10 protein-coding genes and 3 tRNA genes are annotated in these 13843 nt (G+C 28.9%); 8 read left to right on the top strand and 5 right to left on the bottom strand.

From position 1 onward, the window contains the following. Positions 1-8: 8 nt before the first annotated feature. Positions 9-1445 carry a Do family serine endopeptidase gene (locus AVENP_RS14305; RefSeq protein ID WP_128360052.1) on the bottom strand — a complete coding sequence of 479 codons (1437 nt, stop codon included), beginning with the start codon at positions 1443-1445 and terminating at the stop codon, positions 9-11. A 122-nt stretch (positions 1446-1567) separates the two neighbouring features. Next, positions 1568-3256, bottom strand: coding sequence for a dihydroxy-acid dehydratase (gene ilvD, locus AVENP_RS14300; protein ID WP_128360051.1), 1689 nt, complete (start codon positions 3254-3256; stop codon positions 1568-1570). Positions 3257-3446: 190 nt separating this feature from the next. Between ilvD and AVENP_RS14295 the strand changes: the two genes are divergently transcribed. The 3 genes from AVENP_RS14295 to AVENP_RS14285 all read left to right on the top strand — a co-directional run bounded on the left by AVENP_RS14295 (position 3447) and on the right by AVENP_RS14285 (position 3775). Continuing rightward, a tRNA-Leu gene (locus tag AVENP_RS14295) sits at positions 3447-3533 on the top strand. A gap of 9 nt (positions 3534-3542) precedes the next feature. Continuing rightward, positions 3543-3631 (top strand) — tRNA-Ser (locus AVENP_RS14290). Between the two features lie 68 nt (positions 3632-3699). After that, positions 3700-3775 (top strand) — tRNA-Cys (locus AVENP_RS14285). Positions 3776-4165: 390 nt separating this feature from the next. Here the strand turns inward: AVENP_RS14285 and AVENP_RS14280 are convergent. After that, positions 4166-7858 carry a hypothetical protein gene (locus AVENP_RS14280; protein WP_153802248.1) on the bottom strand — a complete coding sequence of 1231 codons (3693 nt, stop codon included), beginning with the start codon at positions 7856-7858 and terminating at the stop codon, positions 4166-4168. A gap of 584 nt (positions 7859-8442) precedes the next feature. Then, entirely contained in the window at positions 8443-9144 is a 702-nt protein-coding gene (locus AVENP_RS14275) for a hypothetical protein (RefSeq protein ID WP_128360049.1), read from the bottom strand. A gap of 258 nt (positions 9145-9402) precedes the next feature. Here AVENP_RS14275 and AVENP_RS14270 point away from each other — a divergent pair, with 258 nt between their 5' ends. From AVENP_RS14270 to AVENP_RS14250, 5 genes are all read left to right on the top strand, one after another. Then, a complete protein-coding gene (locus AVENP_RS14270; RefSeq protein ID WP_172664327.1) occupies positions 9403-10236 on the top strand; it encodes a hypothetical protein in 834 nt (277 codons plus the stop codon). Continuing rightward, positions 10233-11636: a DNA primase family protein gene (locus AVENP_RS14265; RefSeq protein WP_128360047.1), complete on the top strand. Its 1404-nt coding sequence runs from the start codon at positions 10233-10235 to the stop codon at positions 11634-11636. The genes AVENP_RS14270 and AVENP_RS14265 overlap by 4 nt, the downstream gene beginning before the upstream one ends. A 114-nt stretch (positions 11637-11750) precedes the next feature. Further along, entirely contained in the window at positions 11751-11981 is a 231-nt protein-coding gene (locus AVENP_RS14260; RefSeq protein ID WP_128360046.1) for a hypothetical protein, read from the top strand. 72 nt (positions 11982-12053) lie between these two features. After that, positions 12054-12806, top strand: a complete 753-nt coding sequence (locus AVENP_RS14255) for a tyrosine-type recombinase/integrase (RefSeq protein WP_128360045.1) — start codon at positions 12054-12056, stop codon at positions 12804-12806. Next, positions 12803-13216, top strand: a complete 414-nt coding sequence (locus tag AVENP_RS14250; protein ID WP_306461060.1) for a tyrosine-type recombinase/integrase — start codon at positions 12803-12805, stop codon at positions 13214-13216. Before AVENP_RS14255 ends, AVENP_RS14250 begins: the two co-directional genes overlap by 4 nt. 55 nt (positions 13217-13271) lie before the next feature. On the opposite strand, the gene AVENP_RS14245 is transcribed toward AVENP_RS14250, so the two are convergent. Beyond that, positions 13272-13727 carry a YccF domain-containing protein gene (locus tag AVENP_RS14245; protein ID WP_128360043.1) on the bottom strand — a complete coding sequence of 152 codons (456 nt, stop codon included), beginning with the start codon at positions 13725-13727 and terminating at the stop codon, positions 13272-13274. Positions 13728-13843 lie beyond the last annotated feature (116 nt).

Here is a 13843-nt window from a genome sequence, read left to right as displayed (position 1 = left end):
TATCCTTTTTATTGAATGATAAATAAAATAGTTTGGCCATATCTATTTATATACACTCTTTTGTATTTATTTGGATATTTCTTCAATGCTGATTCAACATTTGCAAAGTTTTTTATCTCAATATCTTCTATTTGAACAATAATATCTCCTGCTTGAAAACCTGCTTTTTCAGCTTTAGATTTTACTTCAACATCTGTAATTAATATTCCACTTGTGTCAGCTGATAATCTAAATTGTTTTTGAGTTTCAGCATCAATTATACTTAATTTTAATCCTCCAAGAAAAATATTATTATTTACTTGTGCTGTTGGAGTAGTTGCATCTAATGATGTTGTTCTATCACCTAAAACAATATTTAAATCAATATCTTTTCCATCTCTTTCTGCTTGGATTTTTACTTTTTCATCTGGCTTAAAAGATGCAATTGTATTTTGTAAAGAAGTTTTATCTTTAACTAATCTACCATTTATTGCATAAATTAAGTCACCTCTTTTTAATCCACCTTTAGCAGCTGGAGTATCTGCTGAAATATCTAAAACTAATGCACCTTCTTGTCGTTTGTAAACTTTTAAAGAGTCATTATCTAAATCAGCAATTGCAACACCTAAATAACCTCTTGTTACTTTACCATCAGCAACTAATTTTTCAACAACATCTTTTACCATAGCAACTGGAATGGCAAAACCAATTCCATTATTTCCACCACTTTTTGTGATAATGGCAGTATTTATACCAATTAATGCACCTCTTGAATCAACTAAAGCACCACCAGAATTTCCAGGATTTATAGAAGCATCCGTTTGAATATAATTTTCGTATCTGTTTATTCCTACTTTATTTTTATTTAAAGCTGAAATAATACCTTGAGTAACAGTACTTCCTATTCCAAAGGGATTCCCTATAGCAAAAATAACATCCCCAACTAATAAAGAGTTAGAATCTGCAATTTTTATAGGTAAAAGAGGTGTTTTCGAGTCGATTTTTATAACAGCTATATCACTATCAGCATCACGACCAACAAGTTTTCCATTATATTCTGTTGTTTCATCGCCAATAGTTACAGTAATTTCTTCTGCATTTTCAATAACATGATTATTAGTTACAATGTAGCCATCTTTTGAGATTACTACACCTGAACCTAAAGATCTTTGAATTCTATTTTGTTTAAATTGGTTCCCAAATTGATCACCGAAAAATCTTTTGAAAAATGGATCATTAAACATTTGCAAAGGAAGATTATCTATACTGTCATTCACATGTCTTTTTGCAGAAATATTAACAATTGAATGAACAGAATTTTTAATACTATTATTAAAAGATAAAATTTCATTTGTTGAATTTGGAGATGTTCTTGTAGGATTTGAGTCCATTATTTCAAAGTCAATTGTTTTTGCGAACAATTGAGTTGCAATTAATGTTGAAATGATTAGAAGTTTTTTCTTCACTTGTATATCCTCTTTTTATTTTTTATAGTGACATTATGGAGTATAAGTGTAAACTATTTTTCAATCAAAGGTTAATGCTTGGTTAATGCCCTAACTAAGGCAATTACCTTAGTTAGCCTTTATTATAAATCAGTTTTTAAAACAGCTCCGCTACTTGCATTTGTAACAAGTGCTCTATATTGTCCTAACCAAGAAGAGTTAAGAGGTTTTTTAAGAGGAACAAAGTTAGCTTTTCTACTTGCTATTTCTTCATCAGTTAAATTTACAGATAAAATATATTGGTCAACATCAATATGAATTTCATCACCATCTTTTAATAATCCAATCATTCCACCCTCAGCAGCTTCTGGAGAAACGTGACCAATTGAAGCTCCTCTTGTTGCACCTGAGAATCTTCCATCAGTTATAAGTGCCACTTTATCTCCAAGTCCCATTCCCATGATTAATGAAGTAGGAGCAAGCATCTCTTGCATTCCAGGACCACCTTTTGGACCTTCGTATCTAATAACTACAACATCACCAGCTTTTACTTTACCACTTATGATTCCTTTAACAGCTTCAGGTTGTCCATCAAAACAAACAGCAGTTCCAGTAAATACTCTTGAACCTGTAATTCCAGCAGTTTTAATAACAGCACCTTGCTCTGCAAGATTTCCGTAAAGAATCGCTAATCCACCAACTTGTGAATATGGATTATCAATAGTGTGAATAATATTTGTATCTTTGATGTAAGAATCTTTGATTTTTTCTAATACACTTTCTCCTGAGATTGTAAGGTTATCAGCTAAAATATCATCACCTCTTTTTGTCATCTCTTTCATAACAGCATTTACACCACCCGCTTTATTAATATCTTCCATGTGAACAGTTGATAAAGATGGAGAAATTTTTGCAATATGAGAAACTCTTTTAGAAATTTTATTAATATCTTCAAGGTTAAAATTAACTTTCGCTTCTTTTGCAATTGCTAACATGTGTAAAACAGTGTTTGAACTTCCACCCATTGCCATATCAACAGCAAAAGCATTTCTAACTGCATTTTCATTTAAAATATTTGTTAATTTATATTTTTCTCTTGCTTGAGCATCTAATGCAATTTCACAAATTCTTCTAGCAGCTTGTCTATATAAAACTTCTCTTTCAGGTGTTAGGGCTAAGATAGTTCCATTTCCAGGAAGTGCAATTCCCATAGCTTCCATAAGTGTATTCATAGAGTTTGCTGTAAACATTCCAGAACATGAACCACCACTTGGACATGCATTACATTCAATATCTTTTAACTCTTCATCACTCATTTGTCCAGCTTCATGTTTTCCAACAGCTTCAAATGCAGTTGCTAAGTCAATTGGAGTTCCATCTTTTGTGTAACCTTTTTCCATTGGTCCACCTGAAACAAAAATAGTTGGAACATTAACCCTTAAAGCTCCCATAATCATACCAGGAACAATTTTATCACAGTTAGGAATAGCGATCATTGCATCAAGTTTATGTGCATTCATTACTGTTTCAATAGAGTTTGCAATTAATTCCCTTGAAGGAAGTGAAAATAACATCCCATCATGTCCCATTGCAATTCCATCATCAACACCAATAGTATTAAATTCAAATGGAACACAACCATTTGCTCTTATCTCTTCTTTTATTATGGCAGATACTTTATCTAAGAAAAAGTGTCCAGGAATCAACTCAATAAAAGAGTTCGCAACACCAATAAATGGTTTATCAAAATCTTCATCTTTAAGCCCAGTAGCTCTTAATAATGATCTATGTGGTGTTCTATCAAACCCTTTTTTTACTTCATCACTTCTCAATTTTAATCCTTTAAATATGCATAAATTATATGGCTAGATTATACATTTTTTGCAGTTCAATTTTTATTAAATATATAATTTTATTAGAATTTCAAAATTTTTTTAAAAACATCTTGACAAATAAATAAAAACCTATTATAATTCCAGTCCAATTTAAGTAGAACATACTTTAAATTGACTTACGAAGTGTGCGAGTGTGGCGGAACAGGTAGACGCGTTGGACTTAAAATCCAATTCCGGTTTCGGAGTATCGGTTCGATTCCGATCATTCGCACCATTATAATGTAGAGGGTTGACAGAGTTGGTCTATCGTACCGGTTTTGAAAACCGGCGAGGTGAAAGCCTCCGAGGGTTCGAATCCCTTGCCCTCTGCCATTATTCAAAAAATCATCTAACTTTTTAAATTTTAAATGATTTTCACTTTTAGTCTATACATTTCTGTTGGAGGTATAGCAAAGCTGGTAATGCCTCGGATTGCAAATCCGACATGCGTTGGTTCGAGTCCGACTACCTCCTCCACTTTTCAATCTCAATCAATTTCAAATACAACTTTTTTTTAACTTTCAGACCTAGTTTTGACCGGAATTTGTCATGTTAATTTTCTTAATTTAATGCAATAATTATTATAACCGCGAGTTAGAATACAACTTAACTTTTTTATAAAATATTCATTTAACTCTTTTTTTTTCACTAATTTGACCCAGTTTTGACCGGATTTAGTCAGGGTAAATTTATATACTTTTTTTTGTTCCAAATTTTCTTAAAGGTTGTGGAGTTTTGTCATTTCTTACTTTTGGAACACTTTGTGGAACAGGGAAAACTAATATGAGTACTTCGTGTTCCAAAAGTAAGAGGTTTAGCAACTTACTTGCGGAGTGTGTATCTGCTGTTATTTAAAGTATCAAGTTATTACTTGACTCTAAAATTTAATTCTCGTCGTTGAATCAAAAATAAAGCATTTTCAAACTCTTCTATATATTTATCTTTGATACCTTCCCGCACCTTCAATAACTCAGAATAATGATTCCAACTTCCTATGTGGATTAATATCACAAGTGCAATATTAATCATTTTTAAGTCAATATTATTTTGTGATTTAATCCACTTAAAAACAATATTCATAAGTTCAGCTTTTGATATTCCTGTGTTTAAAACCATATCAACCCAATGTTCTAAATGCCAAAAATGTGTTTCGTTAAGCTTTTTATTAAGTGATGTAATAATTTCTTTTTCTGATGAATATTGAGTATTCTTATATTTTTCATCTTTTAAATAAATATCTAAATATTTTTTTCTAAATTCAAAGTAGCCTTTTTTATTGCACAGGTCGGCAATAAAAAACAACTCCATCTCACTTATATATCCTAAATATGGTATTAAAACTTCTAACTGTCTAATATTTGTAATACCTTTATGGTTTTTGTTCATGATACCATAATGAGAACTAATATGAATAAAAAAAGTATCTGGAGAAGACGAACTATTTATTGTCTCAGCTACTAATTTAATAAGTTTATCAGATGCTATATATAAGGATGTTTGAATAAAACTTGGACTCTTTTTAATTTTATCCCAATGTTTCAATAGAATGAGTTCAGCTTCATTTATATTCATTTTATTAATTAATTCTGATATCATTGATACACTATAATCTTCTATATCCATTATTTCATCATATGATTTCTTGTCTAATTCTTCATCTAATAATTTACTTAAATCGGAAGTCCAAAAGTCTCTAGCAAATTGCCACCAATAACCACTGTTTTTACTGTCTCTAATTTTTTCTATAAATAAGGGAATAGCTGTAATATCTTTTTGCTCTATTCTTTGTCGTAAAATAGCATCATATAAAACCGTATCATGTTGGAAATCAATTAACAGTTCCTTGTCATATTCTAAATATGTTGCAGACCAAAGCTTAAATGATTGTAGCCTTATATACTTACTTGAATTTATATTTGACCATAATTTATATAATTCAGCTTTGGAAGATTCAGACATGGCTTTATTGTTCCTTTTCCAAACATCGCTAGAACTAGAAAGAAAATGATTAGAATAGCCTGTATCTTCAAGTTCTTCTTCTTTTTGTGCAAAATAATGAGCTATATAATTCACTACATTGGGATGGTCTATACCATGTAGCATATATGTGATAGGCCATGTTAATTCTTCTCTTTTTGTCTGCTCTATAAAATAATCAATAGCTTTTTTAGGGACATATTTTTTTAAAGCCCAATGAATCTCATGCGCGGCAAAGCTATTTCTAGGTGTTCCGAACCCTTCAGTTTCTTCTTTATCAGAAAGGGATGCCCACATATCAAAAATAGGTTCAAGTAAGACAGAGGCATTATCCCCACAACAATGAGAACAAGCCCAAAAGTAATCACCTAATAACTCAGATTTATTATTTTCATATTCCCAAGACTTTTTTAATACATCAAATAATTTATCATCTGCTAAATAACCACACATTCGTAATATACCAATACGCTCAGAAGAGGCAAAAACAAAACTTGATGAGAGATTTGAATTCAATCTTTCTATAACAAAAGCAACTAATTCATCTCTATACTTTGTAATCATATACTCCATTAATTGCTCATGAGCTATATAGCTCACTCCAGGATGTGTAAGTTGACAAAGCGTAATTCCTTTATCAAAGTCTCCATTCCTAAATCCTGCTTTATCATAACTGTAATTATCATTTTTAAAATACTGTAATATTGCTAATGCATGAGGTGAGTCTGTTTCAGAAAGACAATGAATACATTCAAATCTTAAATTTTTATTTGACCTACTATGAATCTTCTCATTACTTGACCAATTCAATATGGCTGATAAAATTGTTTTTTCTATATCTGTATTTGCAATTGAAAACTTTTGTAAAGAATAAAAAAGAGCCAATGGATTATGTAATTTTATAAATTCAATTATTTTATCTGTTATAGTATTTTCATTTAGTGATAATCCTATAATTTCAGCGAGATATGGTTCTTTGAGAAAACTGTTATCTAACTCTATTGTGCTTATAAATTTAGCTATTGCTTTTGAAGCCAACCAATTATAAACACGGTCATGTCTAAAAATAATAATTTGCTCTTCCATAGTCCCACTAAGTCTAAAAATATCTCCTTGATGAGCTAAGTGTCTTAACATAGTTTTCTCTTCGTTAGAAAGATTAACTATCCCAATATCTGACCATTTAGGCTGAACAATATAATTTGAAAGCAGTTTAAATATCAAACTTAAAAGAGAGTTTAAATAATCTGAACTCATAAATTCAATATGTGTTTGAGCAAGATTCATAACTTTGCTATTAATAAATTCTCGAATAATCTCTGAGGATGTTAAATTTTCATTTATATCATATAAAGCAATTAATAAAGGGTCATTACCTAAAGTTAAAGATCTATTTTCTGCTTCAAGTGGAGTAATTTTTCTAGATAATAATTCATGTTTTTTTTCTACAGCCTGAATACCCTCTTTTTTTGAAAATTCTAAACATCTGATAACATGACTGTTTATCTTTTTAACTATATTTTCATCAAGTTCTCCAACAAATTTTGGATAAACAGGACAAAGTATTTCCCATAAGAAAAAACTATTATTCTTTTGTTGTTCATTCCATGAGATGATTTTTTCAAGAAGTAACTTAGCTTTTCCAGAGGTATTAATATCTTCAAGAACTAAAACAATAGGCTTATCTGTTGTAGTCATTTCTAAGACATCGTATCCACAATCATTTGTCAAGGACGGATGCAAATTTAAAAGTGTTTTACGAATAGCTTCTTCAAGGGTTTGAGATTGAACTAAAACTTCATCTGTTAAAATAAACCCATAACCACCATCTTGAATATGTTGAGTAAGATATTTATAGCAAGCTACACTCTTTCCATTTCCTGATTCCCCTGAAAGTATTGTCAAGCCTGATTTTTCAAGAACTTTCAACTGCTTATCCAAATCTCTTTCTATCCAGCTATCTTGATTATATATAATAAAATTAGCAATACTTTTTTTAGATAACTCTAATAAAAGTTTGGAAGATATTCTCTCTTGGGTTATATGCAGATATTGTTTTCTAATATATTGTCCATTTGGTTTTGTATCAAGAAAATGTGCAATCCTAGAAGCAGACCAAAAATCAATTACAATTTCCTCAGCTATTACAATTTCTTCTGATTTTCTTATAACTTCTTGAGATGGCTCAGAAGTAAAAGTCAAAATTAAAGTAGTTTTTAATGTAGGTTGTTTAAGTCTTTCTTCTTTATGAAGTTTAATCGTTTTTAAAATATCTCCATCAGGGTATATAATATTTTTTTTAGACTTTATTTTTGAAGAGTCTTTTAACAATTTTTTTTCTAACTCATCTCTATCTCCCGTTGTATGGTGAACACAAATCATATGAGGAGGATTGGCTCCACTTACAAATGTTATTCCATCAATAGGACTTTTTACGGTTTGTCCACTTGTATTTGTTCCCGTATGGATTAATGATTCATACAGTGGATTAGATTCTCTCAATACAGCAGTAGCTAACCTTTCAAACAATCCTGCATCTGTAATATCTGATAATGCTTTTAATGTATTTGCATGATGTTGCATTGTATCCCTTGATAATTTTATACGATTGTATTTTTGCATTAAAGCTATAAACGGCTCTTTCTAAATTACAATTTTTAATTATTTAACTTTTTTATAACATGATTGAACTACTTATTGAATACATATTCTATATAAAACATCCTAAAAATCAACAAATAATATGCCCAAAATATTGTATATCAAAATGTCTATAAACACCTTAAATAAAGTATTTTTGTAGATATTTCTTAAATAAATTTTAAGTTTATGATGTGCTTTTTATGATCCGGCTACAATAATTCATACTTAGAATTTAAAAATATCTAAGTTTTAAAAATAAGTTCCACAAACTGTAGGTTTTGGAACTTTCTCGAATTTTATTATTGAAATAAATCTAGATGGAGAATAATCCAGCCAAATTCCTTATCCGGCGAGGTATATATCAAGGGATTCGAGAAATAGGCTATATTCATGATTTTGGTTTTTCCCTCTGACTAAAAAATGTCTTAATTTATGATTTTGCTAAGTTTTTTTGAGTAATTTTATAAAAATATCACCCGTACCCGCCCATAAAAATTCACGGGCGGGTACGGGTTCAATTATTACTATTTTACTATTAAATTTTTTATGCTTATGTTATAACCAATTGAAGAAGGATTATCAATATATTGTATTTGATATTGTTTTTTATTTCTAATTAATTCTTTCAAATCATCATCTGATAATTTCTTTTTGTAAGTGCTGATTTCTCGTTTGCTTAGATGAAAAACTTTTGCTATAAAATCAAAACTACAACCGAATTTCAATGATGCAGTAATCAATAGTTTTTTCTCCTCATCTTTCAGAAATTCATTTTTACAAACTTTTTCTATCAATGCTAAATCTATTTTCAAATAATTATTAAAAAAAGTTTTTTTAGAATGAGGTATTCCTTTTTCTGTCTTATCTCTATTTACAATTTTAGCAATTCTAATTCTTGAAAAGTGAGTTATTTCATAAATTTGTTCTTGACTAAAACCTTCATTAATTAACTTCAATATTTCTTTCAAAATAAAAGCGTTAATTTCCTTTTTATCATTTCTATTATTTATTTTATAATTTTGTCCATTTCTTTGTTGACTAGCGTAAGTATCGTGAGAGATATCTTCCTTATCGCAAGATAAACATTTATATTTATTATCATTTGTATATTCATAGTATTTTGTACTATTAAAAATTACCCTGCAATAAGGACAAAATTTAAGTGGTCCACTCAATTTCTCCTCAAAAAGTATTTTTTTATAATTTTTATATCTAAAATCTTTCATAAATCCACCCAATTATATATGGCAAATAGTACCAATACTTACCTTAGAACTAGTAACAAGCTTTAATGGTACTACTTCCTATATATATGTACAAGTTCCTAATTTATGGACTTTGTATCGAATAAAATAGAAAAATATCATTTATAATTTCATTATCAATTAGTAATAATTGTTACGATCTTTAAAAATTCAATGTTAAAGCTTCTAGCTAAAAGAAATATGATTTATAAGCTAGAAAAAGAAAATAAAAGGAATTCAATGCATAAATTTTTGATCCGAATTTCAGTAAATATCGATTCTTTACCTCATGCCAATAATTTAAAATGGACTACTGGTAATTGGGAAGATATTTCTAAAGTTACTGCACTATATGAATATAGTGCAACAAAATTTAAAAATGGTAAGAGAAACAATATTTCCGCAAAAGGTGTATCTACTATTATCCTAGATATTGATGATGGACAAACACTTGAAGAAGGGATAGAAACTTTCAAAGAGTTCAAATCTTTGATAGTTACCACAAAATCTCATCAAATTGAAAAAAAAGGATTAGTTGCTGATAGATATAGAGTAATTTTACCTCTAAATCAATCGATTATTGATATGGAATATTATTCTAAATTAATGAGATATCTTACAAGGTTTTATGATGCTGACATAGCTTGTAGTGACCCTGCTAGATATTATAGTCCTAATCCTAATCAGGAAGTCTATTATAGTAATAGTGGCAAGTTTTTTGAAGTAAGTAAATTTGATACATTAATAGAAAAAAATGAAGAAGTTCCGTCGCCAAACCTAACTTCTTCTATTTTGAATAGCTTTAAATCAACTAATAGTAAGAAAAGAGTTGATTTAGATTTGAACAGTCAAGTTACTTATTACCAAAATGGCATTAAAGCAACAGATATACTGGATTATATTATTAACAACATTAAAGTTAGTAATAGTGCAATTCCTTGTCATTGCTTTTTAAATCCACAGCATGAAGATAAAAACCCTTCATGTTTTATCTATCTAAATACCAATAATGTTTATGCAAAGTGCGTTTCTTGTGGTACTGATGGGATATTATTAAAGGAAATTATTTTATGAATGAAAGAGAATTATTAAATCATGTTTTCGTAGAAATTATTGATAAGGTAAATAAATTAGAAGCAAAAAAAGACAAAAAGGGTGAAGTTATACAAAGAACACCATTGGAGTATTGTATTGAGATATTAAAACAAACTCCCCATAAAATTATTGCCTCTGCTGGTAGAATTTGGATTTATTATAATGGAAGATATATTCCAATAAATTCAATGGCGAAAGCAGAAAATTATATCAAAAGACTAATAATGAAATTTAATGCAGTTAGAGCTGTACCAAGTAATTTAATTAGTGCAGTATTGAATGAATTATTTACAGAGTTCCATGAATTATATATTCCTAAGAATTCAAATGTAACATACATAAATATGAAATCAAATGTATTAGCAATTCATAAAGATGGAAAAATTGAAGTTTTGCCACATGATGAAAAATACAATTTTACTTATCAATTACCTTATGATTATGATGAAAATGCAACATCACCAGTATTTGATAAATTCTTAAAAACATCTCTTGTAGATGAAGATTTAAAAGATGTTTTAGGGGAATTTTTAGGATATGTTTTAGATAACAATTCTAAAAAATATGAAAAAGCATTTTTTGCATATGGCGATGGTTCAAATGGAAAAAGTACATTAATAAATATAACTAAAGCTTTGTTTGGTGTTGAAAATATATCAGTTGTTGAAATAACTGATATGGGTGATATGCTCAAATGTGCATTAATGGATGGGAAATTATTAAATATTAGCAGTGATGCTAAGAGGAATGGACTTGAAACATCAGCCTTTAAAAAAATAGTAAGTGGCGAACCTGTTCTTGGTAAATATCTATTTAAAGATATTTATACAATAGAGAATCTACCAAAACTCTTTGTAGCAACTAATAAATTGCCATTTCATAATGGGGATAATTCATTTGGATTTTATAGAAGATTACTTCTAGTTCCCTTTAAAAATATCATTAAAGATGAAGATAAAGATTATGAACTTGAATCAAAAGTTATAGCAAATGAACTTCCAGCAATATTAAATTTTGCAATAAAAGGTATGCAAAGATTAAATAAACAAGGAAAATTCACAGAAGCTGTTGCTATGAAAGAAGCAATGAACACTTATAAAGAATCATCTAATCATGTTGCAAGTTTTGTAGAAGAAGAACAATATGAAGCAGTTGATGAAAGTTTTAAAACAGGTACTTCACTAATAGAATTATTTGGTGCTTTTAAAAATTGGTGTAACACTCATGGGCATAATCCATATTCCTCATCATATTTGAGTCATGAATTAGAGCATATGGGCTTTATATCTTATAAAAACTCTTCTAAACATTTTAGAATTGTAAAAAATAAACTGAAAAATGAAACTGGTTTTGAACCTAATACTGATGATTATGAATAAAAAATGATAATTTTTTTGCCCATGCCCACCCATAAAAATTTATGGGCGGGACGGGTGATTTTTTGCAGTAAAAATATAAAAATTGATAAAAAATGAATAATAGGAAAAAATAAAATGAAAAAAATTGATAAAAATATTTGGCTTAGTGCTTCAAAAAAACAAGAAACACTTAGAGATTTTAGTGACAACGAAGCTCATTTAAAGTGGATGTGTAGAGAATTAGAGTGTGATAAAGATGAAATTCTTTTCACAAAAGATGAAGCAGATGTATTAGCAAAAAATAATTCAGCTTATAATGAATTAAAATTAATAATGAATGCTGAACTCATGGAAATTGATGCGTAAATCCTTTGGGATTTATGCATTTTCAATAATATATTAAAAATATGAATAAATTATAAAACCAAGGAATTAATTATGAAAATATTAAACCAAAACCCAGTTATTAAATCTGTTAGGATTTTTGAAGAAGATGGTTCTATTAAATTAGATTACAGAACTAAACCAAATGTAAAGCTACCAAAAGGAAAAGTTGGTAATAGATTTAGATTTAGCACAGGAATACAATCAACACCAAGTGCATTAAAGTCTATTGAAAAGAATAAATTTGATTTAGCACAAGAACATTATGAATCACTATTTCAAACTTTAGAGAATAAAGAAATAGTATTGTTTGAAGATGTTGCACATCTAGCATTAAAAGAAGCAGAAGCAGATAGAGGAAAACTTGATAGTACAAAAGATTATCAAAATATTCTTAAACTAGATGTGTTGCCATTTTTTTCAAAGATGCCATTAAAAGATATTAAAGTTAAAGATATTAAAGCATGGGTAAATGAAATAGCAGAGCAAGAATTATCTCAAAGTAGATTTAATAAAAAGTACTATGTGGTTAAAAGAGTGTTAGATTACGCTTGTGAAAATGAATATATCGAATCAAATCCTATAAGTTTTGTAAAAAGAAGTTCAAAACTTTTTTCAAAACCTAAAGATAAAAGTACAGAATATTTTTCTAAAGATGAAAGAAATATCATACTAAATGATACTTGTGAAAATGGAACAGCTAAAGATAAAATAGATTTTCCATTTATAAATACTTTTATGCATATAGCATTATTAACAGGTGCTAGAACTGGTGAAATTATGGCTTTAAAACTTGAAATACAATAACCATTCAACGCTCAATCAGAAAAGGTGTAGAATCTGGTACAAAAACGGGAAAAACAAGAGTTGTTCCAATGATAAAAACTCTAAAAGAAACTTTAATCAAATGGATAGGAACTTCTCAAAGAATATATCTGTTTCCAAAACCATATACAGATTCTCCCTATAGTGATTCAAGAACTATAGTTGATAAATATTATAAGCCTCTTTTAAAAAGGTTAAGCCTTGAATATCGAGTTTTATACAATACTAGACACTCTTTTACAAGTGTTGCTGTTGAGAATAAGATACCCATATCAACTGTATCAAAATGCTTAGGTCATAGTGTTTTAAGCACCACAGAACGATTTTATCTACAATTTGGGAATGCGAATCAAGATGATATTCGAGACCAATTAGAAAATTTAACAGCTTGATAACTCTAAAGAGTAGATGATTTATTCATCTACTCTTTTTTTTTGTAAACTAGTATTAGTTTCGCAATTGATTAACTTTCTCTCTAGCATTTTGCATACGAACTTCAAATGCTACTTCCTTATCAACTATTGTTTGACCTATTGGAAAAAGTGCAATACCTGCAAGTTTTAAATGTTGTATAGCAAAAGGTATCCCAATGATTGTAATGAAACAAGCTACAGCATTAAGTATGTGAGCAATTGCTAGCCATAATCCAAAGAGTAAAAACCAAATGATATTTCCAATTACTCCAAATCCACTCGTACCAAGATCTTCAGTTTGATATAACTCTTTCCTGCTAATAGCTTCTTTTCCAAATGGAAAAAATGTAAACTCTCCTATTACGAAACAAGCTTTTCCCCAAGGTATACCAATAATTGATATGAAACAAATCAATCCCATTATCCACCAAAGTATTCCCATTATTACTCCACCTAAAATAAACCATAAAAAATTGCCAAGTAATCTCATTATTGTATTTCCCATTTTTAATATAAGACTAGTATACCTTTTTTCAAATTATTAATAAAAACTCTTTTAAATAATTCTCTTCCCCCAATGCTCTTAATGAACCACTACAAAAATGA

The sequence above is a fragment of the Arcobacter venerupis genome, assembly GCF_013201665.1.
Classification (GTDB): domain Bacteria; phylum Campylobacterota; class Campylobacteria; order Campylobacterales; family Arcobacteraceae; genus Aliarcobacter; species Aliarcobacter venerupis.
Note: the sequence above shows the minus strand (reverse complement) of the source record. Positions and strands in the feature narration are given on the sequence as shown.